This window comes from Pseudomonas sp. BF-B-30 (assembly GCF_019956305.1).
Classification (GTDB): domain Bacteria; phylum Pseudomonadota; class Gammaproteobacteria; order Pseudomonadales; family Pseudomonadaceae; genus Aquipseudomonas; species Aquipseudomonas jessenii.
In genome coordinates this window covers 1-15264 of the sequence record NZ_JAHBDG010000038.1, presented here as the reverse complement: position 1 = coordinate 15264, position 15264 = coordinate 1, and the positions used below count along the sequence as shown (strand labels likewise).

At 59.9% G+C, this 15264-nt stretch carries 11 protein-coding genes; all 11 read left to right on the top strand.

Annotation, left to right across the window (positions count from 1 at the left end; translation table 11 throughout):
* Nucleotides 1-29 precede the first annotated feature (29 nt).
* The 11 genes from hutH to mdoH all read left to right on the top strand — a co-directional run bounded on the left by hutH (nt 30) and on the right by mdoH (nt 15114).
* Nucleotides 30-1562, top strand: a complete 1533-nt coding sequence (gene hutH / locus KGB29_RS19500) for a histidine ammonia-lyase (protein WP_090452629.1) — start codon at nt 30-32, stop codon at nt 1560-1562.
* Nucleotides 1563-1671: 109 nt separating this feature from the next.
* A complete protein-coding gene (locus tag KGB29_RS19495) occupies nt 1672-3078 on the top strand; it encodes an amino acid permease (RefSeq protein ID WP_102672199.1) in 1407 nt (468 codons plus the stop codon).
* Nucleotides 3079-3095: 17 nt separating this feature from the next.
* The gene (hutI, locus tag KGB29_RS19490) at nt 3096-4301 is read left to right on the top strand and encodes an imidazolonepropionase (RefSeq protein ID WP_154861204.1); all 1206 of its coding nucleotides are present in this window, start codon (nt 3096-3098) and stop codon (nt 4299-4301) included.
* Between the two features lie 10 nt (nt 4302-4311).
* Nucleotides 4312-5115, top strand: a complete 804-nt coding sequence (gene hutG, locus KGB29_RS19485; RefSeq protein WP_150811983.1) for an N-formylglutamate deformylase — start codon at nt 4312-4314, stop codon at nt 5113-5115.
* A 263-nt stretch (nt 5116-5378) separates the two neighbouring features.
* Nucleotides 5379-6335 (top strand): choline ABC transporter substrate-binding protein, encoded by a 957-nt coding sequence (locus KGB29_RS19480; protein WP_154910699.1) that lies wholly within the window; start codon nt 5379-5381, stop codon nt 6333-6335.
* A 161-nt stretch (nt 6336-6496) separates the two neighbouring features.
* Entirely contained in the window at nt 6497-7402 is a 906-nt protein-coding gene (locus KGB29_RS19475; protein WP_154910698.1) for an alpha/beta hydrolase, read from the top strand.
* A 116-nt stretch (nt 7403-7518) separates the two neighbouring features.
* Nucleotides 7519-8721 carry a hypothetical protein gene (locus KGB29_RS19470; RefSeq protein WP_154910697.1) on the top strand — a complete coding sequence of 401 codons (1203 nt, stop codon included), beginning with the start codon at nt 7519-7521 and terminating at the stop codon, nt 8719-8721.
* Between the two features lie 288 nt (nt 8722-9009).
* Nucleotides 9010-9981 carry a prolyl aminopeptidase gene (gene pip / locus KGB29_RS19465; protein WP_150811979.1) on the top strand — a complete coding sequence of 324 codons (972 nt, stop codon included), beginning with the start codon at nt 9010-9012 and terminating at the stop codon, nt 9979-9981.
* Nucleotides 9978-10415 (top strand): D-aminoacyl-tRNA deacylase, encoded by a 438-nt coding sequence (dtd, locus tag KGB29_RS19460; protein WP_154910696.1) that lies wholly within the window; start codon nt 9978-9980, stop codon nt 10413-10415. The genes pip and dtd overlap by 4 nt, the downstream gene beginning before the upstream one ends.
* Nucleotides 10416-10736: 321 nt before the next feature.
* Nucleotides 10737-12551 (top strand): glucan biosynthesis protein G, encoded by a 1815-nt coding sequence (locus KGB29_RS19455; RefSeq protein WP_057712377.1) that lies wholly within the window; start codon nt 10737-10739, stop codon nt 12549-12551.
* A complete protein-coding gene (gene mdoH / locus KGB29_RS19450) occupies nt 12544-15114 on the top strand; it encodes a glucans biosynthesis glucosyltransferase MdoH (RefSeq protein WP_154910695.1) in 2571 nt (856 codons plus the stop codon). The genes KGB29_RS19455 and mdoH overlap by 8 nt, the downstream gene beginning before the upstream one ends.
* Nucleotides 15115-15264: the final 150 nt, after the last annotated feature.

The window sequence follows — 15264 nt, the reverse complement described above, 5'->3', positions numbered from 1 at the left end:
TAATAACAACTCTCAAAAGGAGCAAAAAAATGACTGCGCTAAACCTGATTCCCGGCCAACTGACCCTCGCCCAACTGCGTGACGTCTATCAGCAGCCGGTGAAACTGACCCTCGACAACAGCGCCTCGGCCCAGATCGAAGCCAGCGTTGCCTGCGTGGAACAGATCCTCGCCGAGAACCGCACCGCCTACGGAATCAACACCGGTTTCGGTCTGCTGGCCTCGACCCGCATTGCCAGCGAAGACCTGGAAAACCTGCAGCGCTCGCTGGTGCTGTCCCACGCCGCCGGTGTCGGCCAGCCGATCAGCGATGAGCTGGTGCGTCTGATCATGGTGCTCAAGGTCAACAGCCTGAGCCGTGGTTTCTCTGGCATCCGCCGTGTGGTGATCGACGCGCTGATCGCCCTGATCAATGCCGAGGTTTACCCGCACATTCCATTGAAAGGCTCGGTCGGTGCTTCCGGTGACCTGGCGCCTCTGGCCCATATGTCGCTGGTGCTGCTGGGTGAAGGCAAGGCTCGCTACAAGGGCGAGTGGATGGAAGCCACTGAAGCGCTGAAAGTTGCTGGTCTGACCCCGCTGACTCTGGCTGCGAAAGAAGGTCTGGCGCTGCTCAACGGCACTCAGGTGTCCACCGCATTTGCCCTGCGTGGCCTGTTCGAAGGTGAAGACCTGTTTGCTGGTGCCCTGGCACTGGGCGGCCTGACCGTTGAAGCGGTCCTGGGCTCGCGTTCGCCGTTCGACGCCCGTATCCATGCTGCCCGTGGCCAGAAAGGCCAGATCGACGCCGCCGCCGCTTATCGCGACCTGCTGGGCGAGCGCAGCGAAGTTTCCGACTCCCATGAAAACTGCGAGAAGGTACAAGACCCGTACTCCCTGCGTTGCCAGCCACAAGTCATGGGTGCCTGCCTGACCCAGTTCCGTCAAGCGGCCGAAGTACTGGCGATCGAATCCAACGCCGTTTCCGACAACCCGTTGGTTTTCGCCGCTGAAGGTGACGTGATCTCCGGTGGCAACTTCCACGCCGAGCCGGTGGCCATGGCCGCTGACAACATGGCATTGGCCATCGCTGAAATCGGTTCCCTGAGCGAGCGCCGTATCTCGCTGATGATGGACAAGCACATGTCGCAACTGCCGCCGTTCCTGGTGGCCAACGGCGGTGTGAACTCCGGCTTCATGATCGCCCAGGTGACTGCAGCGGCATTGGCCAGCGAGAACAAGGCGTTGTCCCATCCGCATTCGGTGGACAGCCTGCCGACTTCTGCCAACCAGGAAGACCACGTATCGATGGCTCCGGCGGCTGGCAAGCGCCTGTGGGAAATGGCCGAGAACACCCGTGGGATTCTCGCGGTGGAATGGCTGGCGGCAGCCCAGGGCCTGGACCTGCGCAATGGTCTGAAGACTTCGCCAAAACTGGAAAAAGCCCGTGCCATTCTGCGTAACGAAGTGCCGTTCTATGAGAAGGACCGCTTCTTTGCACCGGATATCAACGCTGCGAGCGAGTTGCTGGCTTCCCGTTGCCTGAACGAGCTGGTTTCGGCGAAGTTGCTGCCTAGCCTGTAATTGCCCCTTCGCGAGCAAGCCCGCTCCCACATGGATTGCGTTGAACCTGTAGGAGCTGGCTTGCCAGCGATTCGATTTTGCGTCGGATAACAATAATTAGGGACGAGAAATGCAACAGCCAGAAAAAGGTTTGAAACGCGGGCTCTCTGCCCGACATATTCGCTTCATGGCGCTGGGGTCGGCAATCGGCACCGGGCTGTTTTATGGATCTGCCTCGGCCATTCAAATGGCCGGTCCTGCGGTACTGCTCGCTTACCTGATCGGTGGCGCGGCGGTGTTCATGGTCATGCGCGCCCTCGGTGAGATGGCGGTGCACAACCCGGTGGCCGGCTCTTTCGGCCAGTACGCCAGCACCTACCTGGGGCCGATGGCGGGCTTCATCCTCGGTTGGACCTACGCATTCGAAATGGTCATCGTCGGCATGGCCGATGTCACTGCATTCGGTATCTACATGGGCTTCTGGTTTCCGGAGGTTTCCCGCTGGATCTGGGTGCTGGGTGTCGTTTCCATCGTTGGCGGCCTGAACCTGTGCAACGTCAAAGTCTTCGGTGAAATGGAGTTCTGGTTGTCGCTGCTCAAGGTCGCCGCCATCGTCGCGATGATCCTGGGTGGTTTCGGCATCATGTGGTTCGGCATCAGCTCGGCCCCCGGCCAAGCGACCGACATCAGCAACCTCTGGAGCCACGGCGGCTTCATGCCCAATGGCATGGGCGGTCTGATCGCTTCGTTCGCGGTGGTGATGTTTGCGTTTGGCGGTATTGAGATCATCGGCGTAACGGCAGGTGAAGCCAAAGACCCGCAGCACGTGCTGCCCCGGGCGATCAATGCTGTACCGTTGCGGATCCTGCTGTTCTATGTGCTGACGATGCTGGTGCTGATGTCGATCTTTCCATGGCAGCAGATCGGCAGCCAGGGCAGCCCGTTCGTGCAGATTTTCGACAAGCTGGGGATCAGCTCGGCGGCCACCATCCTCAACATCGTGGTGATCACGGCGGCGATTTCGGCGATCAACAGTGACATCTTCGGCGCTGGCCGCATGATGTTCGGTCTGGCCCAGCAAGGGCATGCACCCAAAGGCTTCGCGCGCCTGTCGCGCAATGGCGTGCCATGGATGACGGTCGTGGTGATGAGTGCCGCGTTGTTGCTGGGCGTGCTGCTGAACTACCTGATCCCGGAAAACGTGTTCCTGCTGATCGCTTCCGTCGCGACCTTTGCCACCGTGTGGGTCTGGCTGATGATTCTGGTGACCCAAGTGGCCATGCGCCGGTCCATGAGCGCCGAGCAGGTTGCACAACTGAAGTTTCCGGTACCGCTCTGGCCTTATGCACCGGCGGCGGCGATTGCCTTCATGCTGTTCATTTTCGGCGTGCTGGGCTATTTCCCGGACACCCAGGCAGCGCTGATCGTCGGCGTGGTCTGGATCGTGTTGCTGGTGCTGGCTTACCTGACGTGGGTGAAACCGGCGGCGGGCCAGGCAGCCCTGGTGACGCAGGATCCTACTTTTTCTCATCGATAACCTAATGGAGGCCAAGGATGAAAACTCTCTGGCAACACTGTCACGTCGCAACCATGGCACAAGGCGTCTACTCGATCATCGAGGATGCGGCCATCGTGACGTCAGGAGCGCACATTGAGTGGATCGGCCCGCGCGGTGAGTTGCCGGCGGGCGAGTACCCGGCCGTCAATGATTTGAACGGGGCTTGGGTCACGCCGGGCCTGATCGACTGCCACACTCACACGGTGTTCGGCGGTAACCGCAGCGGTGAATTCGAACAGCGCCTGCAAGGCGTCAGCTACGCGGAAATCGCCGCCAGTGGCGGCGGTATCGCCAGCACCGTACGCGCCACCCGCGCAGCCAGCGAAGATGAACTGTTCGCCAGTGCCGCCAAGCGCCTGAAAAGCCTGATGCGTGATGGCGTTACCAGCATCGAAATCAAGTCCGGCTACGGCCTGGACCTGGCCAGCGAGCGCAAGATGCTGCGTGTGGCCCGTCGCCTCGGCGCCGAACTGCCGGTCAGCGTGCGCAGCACCTGCCTGGCGGCTCACGCCTTGCCGCCGGAGTACAAGGATCGCGCTGACGACTATATCGATCACATCTGCGCCGACATGCTCCCGGCCCTGGCTGCCGAAGGGCTGGTCGACGCCGTGGATGCGTTTTGCGAGTACCTGGCGTTCTCCCCGGCGCAGGTCGAGCGGGTGTTCATTACCGCCCAGGCACTGGGCCTGCCAGTGAAGCTGCACGCCGAGCAGTTGTCGTCGCTGCATGGCTCGAGCCTGGCGGCGCGCTATCACGCGTTGTCCGCCGATCACCTGGAGTTCATGACCGAGGACGACGCCATCGCCATGGCCAAGTCCGGTACGGTCGCGGTGCTGTTGCCCGGCGCCTTTTACTTCCTGCGTGAAACCCAATTGCCGCCGATGGAAGCCCTGCGCAAGCACGGCGTGAAAATCGCCATCGCCAGCGACCTCAACCCGGGCACCTCGCCGGCGCTGTCGTTACGCCTGATGCTGAACATGGCTTGCACCTGCTTCCGCATGACCCCGGAAGAAGCCCTGGCCGGCGCGACGATTCATGCCGCCACCGCGCTGGGCATGGCCGATACTCATGGTTCGCTGGAGGTCGGCAAGGTCGCGGATTTTGTCGCTTGGCAAATCGATCGCCCGGCCGACCTGTGTTACTGGCTGGGCGGCGACCTGGAAAAACGCGTCGTGCGCCACGGCGTCGAATCAAGTCTGTAGGAGATCTGTTGTGGATAAGGTTCTGAACTTCAAACAAGGCCGCGTACCGCTGCTGATCAGCATGCCCCACGCTGGCGTGCGCCTGACGCCTGCGGTCGAAGCCGGGTTGATCCCTGACGCGAAAAGCCTGCCGGACACCGACTGGCACATCCCGCAGCTTTACGACTTCGCCGCGGAACTGGGTGCAAGCACCCTGGCGGCCGAGTACTCGCGGTTCGTCATCGACCTTAACCGACCGTCCGACGACAAGCCTTTGTACGTGGGCGCGACCACCGGCCTGTACCCGGCAACGCTGTTCGACGGCATTCCGTTGTTCCGCGAAGGGCTGGAGCCTTCTGCCGATGAGCGCGCGACTTATCTGGAGCAGATCTGGACGCCATACCACAGCACCTTGCAGCAGGAACTGGCGCGACTGAAGGCCGAGTTCGGCTATGCGCTGCTGTTCGATGCGCACTCGATCCGTTCGATCATCCCGCACCTGTTCGACGGCAAGTTGCCGGACTTCAACCTCGGCACCTTCAACGGCGCCAGTTGCGATCCACAGCTTGCGACCCGACTGGAAGCGATCTGCGCGCTTCACGACAACTACACCCACGTACTCAACGGGCGCTTCAAGGGCGGGCACATCACCCGCCATTACGGCAATCCGGCCGAGAACATCCACGCGGTGCAACTGGAGTTGGGGCAGTGCACCTACATGGAAGAGTTCGAGCCGTTCCGCTATCGCCCGGATCTGGCGGAACCGACGCGGTTGGTGCTCAAGGAGTTGCTGCAAGGCTTGCTGGCCTGGGGTGAAAAACACTACAAGCGCTAAGCCTGACGCGTAACCCTGTGGGAGCGAGCTTGCTCGCGATAGCGGTCTGTCTGTTACATCTATGTCGACTTATCCACCGCCATCGCGAGCAAGCTCGCTCCCACAGGTAAGTGTTCATTTTGAAAGCGCGACGTAACAGTCGCCACCGTGCAAAACACGGTCGCCACAGGTCGCTTTTACCGCTCGTCTGCTGCGTAATGTTCTGGCCACGGTGCACAAAGACACCGGCCTCACAATAATCGCTGCCGCACGAGATGCTCTCTATGACAAGCACCAAAGGTTTGTTCGCCCGCTGTCTCTCAATCCTCTGCGGCACGGCTCTCCTGAGCACCAGCGCCCTGGCCGCTGACGACGCCTCCTGCAAAACAGTGCGCATGGGCGTGGTCAACTGGACCGATGTGATCGCCACCAGCGGCATGGCCGACGTGTTGCTCAATGGCCTCGGCTACGAAAGCAAACAGACCAGTGCCGTTCAGCAAATCATCTTCGCCGGGATCCGCGACAAGCGCCTGGACATTTTCCTTGGTTACTGGAAACCGGCGATGGACAAAAACATCGCGCCGTTCCTGGCCGCCAATCAGGTCAAAGTCATGGACAAACCGAGCCTGGCTGATGCCCAGGCCACCCTTGCAGTCCCTGACTATGTAGCAGCGGCGGGCCTGAAGACCTTCTCCGACATCGCCAGATTCAAGGATCAGCTTGGGGGCAAGATCTACGGCATCGAGCCGGGCAGCGGCGCCAACACCACGATCAAGACCATGATCGAAACCAATCACTTCGGCCTGAAGGATTTCAAACTGATCGAGTCCGGTGAAGCCGGCATGCTCGCCGCCGTACAGCGCGCCGTGAATCGCAAGGAGTTCGTGGTGTTCGTCGGTTGGACTCCACACCCGATGAACATCAACATGCAGATCGCCTACCTGACCGGCAGCGAAGACGTGTACGGCCCGAATGAAGGTGCAGCGACCGTTTCCACCGTAACCGCGCCGGATTACGCCCAGCGCTGCCCGAACGTCAATCGACTGCTGGAAAACCTGACCTTCACCGCCGCCCAGGAAAGCCAGTTGATGGTGCCGATCATGGAGCGCCAAACGGCTCAGGATGTCGCGAAAAAATGGCTGCGCGAGCATCCGGAAGATCTCCAGCGCTGGCTGGCGGGTGTCAGCAGTTTTGATGGCAAGGATGGCGTGACCATGGTTCAGGCCAGTCTGAAAAACTGACACCTTTCCAGATGTTTGCAAAACCTGCGGGAGCGAGCTTGCTCGCGATGGCGCCCTCACATTCAACATCTATGTTGCCTGTCAGTTCGCAATCGCGAGCAAGCTCGCTCCCACAGGTCATAAGTACGTCTTAAAAACCTGAACAGGCTTGCACCAGTCTTATGGCTCCTTATCCACTTTCCGAGCAGATGACGGCTTTCGTCGAGAAAACCGTCAGTTTCAACAGCACTGACGGCAGCCCCGACGGTCTGCGCCAGGCCTACAGCGAGATGTGCCGGGCATTTACCCCTGCACGCCCTGCCGGGTTGCACGTGGTCGATTTCGAGTTGGCCGGTGTTGCTGTTCGTTCCTATCAACCAGCGACCAGCGGTGCGTCGTGCGTCGTTTATCTACATGGTGGTGGCTGGGTGGTGGGGGACCTGGATTCCCACGACTTCATTTGCGCGGAACTGGCCTCGACCCTCGGCGTGTTGGTGATTGCCGTCGATTACCGTCTGGCGCCGGAACATCCGTTTCCGGCGGCCTTCGACGATTGCCTCAAAGTCTGGCGAGCACTGCGCACCGGGCCGTTTAAACTTGACCCTGCGCGTACGCTGGTGGTCGGCGACAGTGCCGGTGGCAACCTCGCGGCAGCGTTGTGCCTGGCGCTGCGCGATGCCGGCGAGCCGGTGCCGTGCGCGCAGGTCCTGATCTATCCGGGGTTGGGCGGCGATCAACGGCTGCCGTCGCGCAGTGAGTGCATCGACGCGCCGTTACTCAGCACCAGTGACGTCGATTGCTATCACGCGCTTTACCTGCAGGGCACCCGCCATCCGAACGCCTACGCCATGCCATTGCTTGCCACGGATTTCAGCAGACTGCCACCGGCATGGATCGCCGTGGCGCAATTCGATCCGTTGCGCGATGACGGCGTGCTGTATGCCGAGCGACTGAACGCTGCCGGTGTGACGGCGACGCTGTATTACGGCGAAGGGCTGGTACACGGTTGTTTGCGGGCGCGGGGGCAGGTAGCCGAGGTGGATGTGTTGTATGAAAGGTTGCTCGGATACCTGGCTGTAAAGCTCTGATCTACAGCAACCGTTTGTCGAGACTGTTATTTCTGACAGGTCATTAATTTTTTGCTTCACGTTAAAACACTTCTGGAACGCAGGCGATCGTGCCTGCCCACAGGAGCAAGAAAATCATGGCACGTACAAACATGGATACGAAGGATAGTGCGGCGGACTCTCGCGAACGTGCGGTGGCTACAAAACCGCCTGCCCCCGAAATGCTCTGGCCAAAAGAAGGTATCGAGCACGACGGAGGTTTTGTTCGTTGCGCAGGCACCTGCCTGGAAGGTGCCGTTGTCCAGATGTTGATCCTCCCTGATACCACATGGAAAGATGTGCCGGCGATCGGGACTAATTGGAGTCTTACGCTAGAAAAGATGGTGCCTGGAGTCCAGCGCCTCCACGTACGGCAAATCCTCGACGCTGCTATTTCAGATCCAACTCCAGTGCGCGAGATCATTGTGCGCGAGCCGTCCTCCAATGTACCCCCGCCGGTGGTAACCCTTCCGCTCGTCAACAGCCTTATGCCAATCAACCAGGAAGTGCGGTTCGAGGGAACCTGCGAACCAGGCGCGAGTGTGTACATCCGCGATGTCGACGAAACCTTGATCGGGGAAGCCAGCGTCACCGGCACCACATGGTCTTTTGAACACATCTGGACTAGTAGTGAAGTTGTCTATATCAAAATCGTACAGTCAGTAAGTAACGTGTTGTCTGACCCGACGGAGCGCTGGATTGGCGTAGGACTGGGGAACGACAGGATCGAAGTGACCGTGACGGAGCCTGAGGCCGAAAATGTCAATGTTCCCTTTGGAGGTTATCTTGATTTGGAGGGTACCTGCACGCCCTGTTCGAATGCGGGGAGTGTTATCCAGGTGGAGATTGTTCGAATTGGATTATATACAGGTTATGTAGTGGGCAATCGTTGGGTGGTCCGCCGCGTCGGACCATTTACTTCTCGTCCTCCTGAATTCGAACGCCTGATGGTTTATGTGCAAGATGGAGCCGAAAAGAGGATTCCGTCTCGTCGTGTCCCCCTCTTTGTCACCACTGAGCCGGTCGGCGTCAAGCCCCCTCCGCCATCGATCAGGGTGCCTGTATCAGGAGGCACATATCCCATCGGCGGCATGGCTATCGACGGTATTTGCGAAGTGGGAGCGACTGTCGAGCTTTTGGATGAAAGAGGTGTCAAGTTGAACGATGCATTAGTGGTGGATAACAAGTGGTACACATCGTTTACTTGGGGCCCAGGAGTTCATCGCATCAAAGCGTGGCAGAAGAAAGGCGACATTGTTTCCGAGCCAAGTGTACTCGTTGAGTTCACTGTGACGCCGTAGAATGGGTGATGTACTTGAGTTCATCATTCGATAGCGCCTGAACCAGGATTGCGGCTCAACGCTCCAAAAAACCGCTGTTTCAGTCGTGCGCTGAAATAGCGGTTTTCTTTATTGCATACGAATGCCTTCACAGGCTTCATTTTCGGGCGCGAGCCTGAGTGCGACAGGTATCCAGAGCCCTCAATCTCTCCAAGGACATGCTCATCGCTCCATTCGGGTTTATGATGCCCAACGGCAGAATAATAGAAGTCCCCCCAGGGATGACCTCGACCCCTTACGGAGTGCGCAATGCAGACTTTGTACCCGCAGATCAAACCCCACGCCCGGCACGATCTGGCCGTCGACGAGACCCACACGCTGTATGTCGACGAAAGCGGTTCACCGGAAGGTTTGCCGGTGGTGTTCATCCACGGCGGCCCCGGGGCCGGTTGTGATGCCCAGAGTCGGTGCTACTTCGATCCAAATCTTTATCGCATCGTCACCTTCGACCAGCGCGGTTGTGGTCGCTCGACCCCCCACGCCAGCCTGGAAAACAACACCACCTGGGACCTGGTCGCCGACCTCGAGCGGATTCGCCAGCATCTGGGCATCGACAAATGGGTGCTGTTTGGTGGCTCCTGGGGTTCGACCCTGGCGCTGGCCTACGCGCAAACCCATCCTGAGCGTGTGCACGGCCTGATCCTGCGCGGGATCTTTCTCTGCCGTCCGCAAGAAATCGAATGGTTCTACCAGGCCGGCGCCAGCCGCCTGTTCCCCGATTACTGGCAGGACTACATCGCGCCGATCCCGCTGGACGAGCGCGACGACTTGCTCACCGCGTTCCACAAGCGCCTGGTCGGCAATGACCAGATCGCCCAGATGCACGCAGCCAAGGCCTGGTCCACCTGGGAGGGCCGCACCGCGACCCTGCGTCCGAACCCGATGGTGGTCGATCGCTTCTCCGAGCCACAACGTGCCTTGTCGATTGCCCGCATCGAATGCCACTACTTCAGTAACAACGCCTTCCTGGAGCAGAATCAGCTGATCCGCGACATGGGCAAGATCGCCCATTTGCCCGGCGTGATCATTCATGGTCGCTACGACGTGATCTGCCCGCTGGATAACGCCTGGGAATTGCATCAAGCCTGGCCGAACAGCGAATTGCAGGTCATCCGCGATGCCGGTCATGCCGCTTCCGAGCCGGGCATCACCGACGCGCTGGTACGCGCCGCCAATCAGATGGCCCGGCGTCTGCTCGACCTGCCGCCTGAAGAAGCATGAAGGGCCTGTTGCAGCGGGTGCGCGGCGCGCGGGTCGAGGTCGCGGGCGAGATCGTGGGTGCCGTCGATCAGGGATTGCTGGTCCTGGTAGCCGTCGAGCCCGACGATACGCGGGCCAGCGCTGACAAACTCCTTAATAAGCTGCTTAACTATCGGGTATTCAGTGACGCTGAGGGCAAGATGAATCTGTCCTTGGCGGATGTGGGCGGCGGGCTGCTGCTGGTCTCCCAGTTCACTCTGGCTGCCGATACAAAAAACGGGCTGCGTCCGAGTTTCTCGACCGCGGCCCCTCCGGAGTTGGGCGAGGAACTGTTCGACTATCTATTAAGCAAAGCGAAACAGGTGCATGGCACTGTGGCATCAGGTAGATTCGGCGCGGATATGCAGGTGCACCTGATCAATGATGGCCCGGTAACCTTCCTGTTACAGACCTGAAAGCGCTTGAAACAAGTTTTTGCGTTCATTTCGGCTGAAAACAGGGCTTTTTCGCGATAAATACTTTGTTACCCCTGATGCGTTGTAACGCGGCCTACTAGATAATCCCGCGCTACGGGGATCAGCGTTCGTTGGTCCATTTTGACTTAGGTAGAGACTTGTCCGGATCCGATTGGGGAATCATTTCGCCACAGCGGAGTCGGAACAATGCTCGCCAACTTGGCAAGAGTGGTTTGCAAGGGCGGTTTTTTCATACCGTACACCGTGCAGGCCCTTTAACTGGCCGTTGGTTTTTTGATCTGTTTTCGGCGAGGGTTGCTCGTGATTGTTAGTCCCTGTAACGCACCAAAATTGTCTGCCAAACGGTTACGCAGCGCCCTGGTAGCGGGCTCTGCACTGCTCTGCCTGCTCAGCGCCGGTCAGCTTTGGGCATTCAGTCTGGATGATGTATCGGTCAAGGCAAAAGAACTGGCCGCGCAGAAATTCGAAGCGCCGCGCAGTAACCTGCCGAACGAGTTCCGCGACATGAAATTCGCGGACTATCAGAAAATTCGTTTTCTGACGGAAAAAGCCGAGTGGGCTGACCAGAAGACGCCGTTCAAGCTGTCCTTCTATCACCAGGGCATGCATTTCGATACGCCGGTGAAAATCAACGAAATCACCGCGAACACCGTCGAAGAGATCAAATACGATCCGAGTCGTTTCGACTTCGGCGATATGAAGTTCGATCCAAAGGCCACCGAACAACTGGGTTATGCCGGTTTCCGTGTGCTGTACCCGATCAACAAGGCCGACAAGCAAGACGAAATCATGACCATGCTTGGCGCGAGCTACTTCCGCGTCGTCGGCAAGGGTCATGTCTATGGTTTGTCCGCTCGCGGCATGGCGCTTGATACCGCATTGCCGTCCGGCGAAGAATTCCCGCGTTTCCGCGAGTTCTGGATTCAGCAGCCCAAGCCGGGCGACAAGCACCTGGTGATCTTCGCCCTGCTGGATTCTCCTCGTGCCACCGGTGCCTACCGCCTGACCCTGCGTCCGGGCAGCGACACCATCGTCGACGTCAAGGCGCAGATGTTCCTGCGTGACAAGGTCGGCAAACTGGGCATCGCCCCGTTGACCAGCATGTTCCTGTTCGGCGCCAACCAACCGTCGAAAGTACTGAACTACCGTCGCGAGCTGCACGATTCCAGCGGTCTGGCGATCCATGCCGGCAACGGCGAGTGGATCTGGCGTCCACTGAACAATCCGAAGCACCTGGCCGTGAGCAACTTCAGCGTTGAAAACCCGCGCGGCTTCGGTCTGCTGCAACGTGGCCGCGACTTCAGCCACTACGAAGACCTCGACGACCGCTACGACAAGCGCCCAAGCGCCTGGATCGAGCCGAAGGGTGACTGGGGCAAGGGCACGGTCGACCTGGTCGAGATTCCGACCGCCGACGAAACCAACGACAACATCGTTGCCTTCTGGAACCCGGAAAAATTGCCGGAACCTGGCCAGCCGCTCGATGTCGCTTATCGTATGCACTGGACCATGGATGAAGCCTCGATTCACGCGCCGGACAGCGCCTGGGTCAAACAGACCCTGCGCTCCACTGGTGACGTCAAACAGTCCAACCTGATTCGTCAGCCGGACGGCAGCGTTGCCTACCTGGTGGACTTTGAAGGCCCGTCCCTGGCGGCTTTGCCGGCCGAAGCGGACGTTCGCAGCCAGGTCAGCGTCGGCGACAACGCCGAGCTGGTGGAAAACAGCGTTCGCTATAATCCTGAAACCAAAGGCTGGCGCCTGACCTTGCGGTTGAAGATCAAGGATCCGAGCAAGTCCACCGAGATGCGTGCCGCGCTGGTGCAGAACATCGTGCCGGCGGACCTGGCCAAGACTTCGATTCCGTCGTCGAACTCGTCGGTTGCCAAGGCCGACAAGGTTGCCGCCAAGCAACAAGAGAAAGCGGACAAGGAAGCCAGGCAAGCGGAGGCCAAACAGGCCGAAGCCAAGCCTGTTGCAGATGCCAAGGACAAGGCCAATAAAGACGCCAAGCAGCCTGTCGCTGCCGACGCGGCCCCAGCCACACCGGAATCGGCCCCGACTGAAGAAGTCCTGACCGAGACCTGGAGCTATCAGTTGCCTGCCGATGAGTAACTCTCAAGTACGGCCAGAAACTCTTTCCGAGTATCTGGCGCATCTGCCGATGACCGACCAGCAGCGCGCGGAACTCGCGGGCTGCAGGTCTTTCAGTGAACTGCATGAGCGTCTGTCGTCCTCGACTTTCGACGCGCCAGCCGAGGCCGCCCAGGCTTCGGTCGGCAAGCGCTTGACCCTGAGCACTGCCGAAGAATTGCAGGACGCCGAAATGCTGGTGCTCGACGCCAGCGGTCGCGTCTGCCTTAAGGCGACCCCACCGATTCGTCGGACCAAGGTCGTGCCGGAGCCGTGGCGCACCAATATTCTGGTGCGCGGCTGGCGGCGTCTGACCGGTCGCACCAATCCGCCGAAGCCGCCGAAAGACGAGAACGTGCTGCCGGCCGCGCGCTGGCGCACCGTCGGTTCGATCCGCCGCTACATTCTGCTGGTACTGATGCTCGGTCAGACCATCGTCGCCGGCTGGTTCATGAAAGGCCTCATGCCTTACCAGGGCTGGTCATTCGTCGACCTCGACGAAGTCTTGCACCAACCGTTACTGCAAACCGCCACCCAAGTGCTGCCATATGCATTGCAGACCAGCATCCTGATCCTGTTCGGGATCCTGTTCTGCTGGGTTTCGGCGGGTTTCTGGACCGCGCTGATGGGCTTTCTCGAGTTGCTAACCGGGCACGATAAATACCGCATCTCCGGTAAAAGTGCTGGTAACGAGCCGATTCCAAAGGATGCGCGCACCGCGCTGGTGATGCCGATCTGCAACGAAGACGTGCCTCGGGTATTCGCCGGTCTGCGTGCAACGTTCGAATCGGTCGCGGCCACGGGTGACCTGGACCGCTTCGACTTCTTCGTCCTCAGCGACAGTAACGACGCCGATATCTGCGTCGCCGAGCAACAGGCCTGGCTGGATGTCTGCCGCGAAGCCGGGGGCTTCGGCAAGATTTTCTATCGCCGCCGTCGTCGTCGCGTAAAACGTAAAAGCGGCAACCTCGACGACTTCTGCCGTCGTTGGGGCGGTGACTACAAGTACATGGTCGTACTCGACGCCGACTCCGTGATGAGCGGTGAGTGCCTGACCAGTCTGGTACGCCTGATGGAAGCCACGCCGGACGCCGGCATCATCCAGACCGCGCCGCGTGCGTCGGGCATGGACACCCTTTATGCGCGCATGCAGCAGTTCGCCACCCGCGTGTACGGGCCGCTGTTCACCGCCGGCCTGCACTTCTGGCAGTTGGGCGAGTCGCACTACTGGGGCCACAACGCGATCATCCGCATGAAGCCGTTCATCGAGCACTGCGCCCTGGCGCCATTGCCCGGTAAAGGCGCATTCGCCGGTGCGATCCTGTCCCACGACTTCGTCGAAGCCGCGCTCATGCGTCGTGCCGGTTGGGGCGTGTGGATTGCCTATGATTTGCCCGGCAGCTATGAAGAACTGCCGCCGAACCTGCTGGACGAACTCAAGCGCGACCGTCGCTGGTGCCACGGCAACCTGATGAACTTCCGCCTGTTCCTGGTCAAGGGCATGCACCCGGTGCACCGCGCGGTGTTCCTGACCGGCGTGATGTCCTACCTGTCGGCGCCGTTGTGGTTCTTCTTCCTGGTGCTGTCGACCGCGCTGCTGGCGGTCAACACGCTGATGGAGCCGCAATACTTCCTCGAACCGCGTCAGCTCTATCCGCTGTGGCCACAATGGCACCCGGACAAGGCCATCGCGCTGTTTTCGACCACCATCGTGCTGCTGTTCCTGCCGAAGCTGTTGAGTATCATCCTGATCTGGGCCAAGGGTGCGAAAGAGTTCGGCGGCAAGTTCAAGGTGACCCTGTCGATGCTCCTGGAGATGCTGTTCTCCATGCTGCTGGCGCCGGTGCGGATGATTTTCCACACCCGTTTCGTACTGGCCGCGTTCCTCGGCTGGGCCGCGACCTGGAACTCGCCGCAGCGTGACGACGACTCCACGCCGTGGAGCGAGGCGGTCAAGCGCCACGGTCCGCAAACCCTGCTGGGCTTCTTCTGGGCCATGCTGGTGATCTGGCTGAACCCGAGCTTCCTGTGGTGGCTGGTGCCGATCGTCGGTTCGTTGATGCTGTCGATCCCGGTGTCGGTGATCTCCAGCCGTGTCGGCCTGGGCCTGAAGTCCCGTGACGAGAACCTGTTCCTGATCCCTGAGGAATACAATCCGCCGCAGGCACTGCTGGCGACCGACCAGTACACCCACGAAAACCGCTGGCACGCGCTGAGCGACGGCTTCGTCCGCTCGGTGGTCGATCCACAGCAGAACGCCCTGGCGTGCTCGTTGGCGACTTCCCGGCACAATCAGTCCGAGCCGATCGAATGGCTGCGGATCGAACGGGTACGGCATGCAATGAAAGTCGGGCCTGAAGGCCTGACCAACAACGAGCGCGTGCAACTGCTGAGCGATCCGGTGGCTCTGGCCCGCCTGCATGAGCAGGTTTGGAGCGAAGGCCATCCAGAGTGGCTGGGCGCCTGGCGCAAGTCGGTGAAGGCCGATCCTCACGCGCCGCTGCTGCCGCTCAAGCCAATGAGCGAACAGCCTCAGTTGGCATAACAAGAAAACCCGCGAAAGCGGGTTTAATGAGATGGTCAGCCTGACCGAGAAGCCCTGCAGGTTTACGCTTGCAGGGCTTTTCTCGTTTTCGGCGGAGGATCTCTCATGAACACGATGACGCTTCTCGGTATCGACATTGGCAAACACAGT

Excerpts from the sequence above, each read along its gene's own strand:
- hutH (WP_090452629.1), top strand. The coding sequence starts at position 30 with ATGACTGCGCTAAACCTGATTCCCGGCCAACTGACCCTCGCCCAACTG.
- KGB29_RS19495 (WP_102672199.1), top strand. The coding sequence starts at position 1,672 with ATGCAACAGCCAGAAAAAGGTTTGAAACGCGGGCTCTCTGCCCGACAT.
- hutI (WP_154861204.1), top strand. The coding sequence starts at position 3,096 with ATGAAAACTCTCTGGCAACACTGTCACGTCGCAACCATGGCACAAGGC.
- KGB29_RS19480 (WP_154910699.1), top strand. The coding sequence starts at position 5,379 with ATGACAAGCACCAAAGGTTTGTTCGCCCGCTGTCTCTCAATCCTCTGC.
- KGB29_RS19475 (WP_154910698.1), top strand. The coding sequence starts at position 6,497 with ATGGCTCCTTATCCACTTTCCGAGCAGATGACGGCTTTCGTCGAGAAA.
- KGB29_RS19470 (WP_154910697.1), top strand. The coding sequence starts at position 7,519 with ATGGCACGTACAAACATGGATACGAAGGATAGTGCGGCGGACTCTCGC.
- pip (WP_150811979.1), top strand. The coding sequence starts at position 9,010 with ATGCAGACTTTGTACCCGCAGATCAAACCCCACGCCCGGCACGATCTG.
- dtd (WP_154910696.1), top strand. The coding sequence starts at position 9,978 with ATGAAGGGCCTGTTGCAGCGGGTGCGCGGCGCGCGGGTCGAGGTCGCG.
- mdoH (WP_154910695.1), top strand. The coding sequence starts at position 12,544 with ATGAGTAACTCTCAAGTACGGCCAGAAACTCTTTCCGAGTATCTGGCG.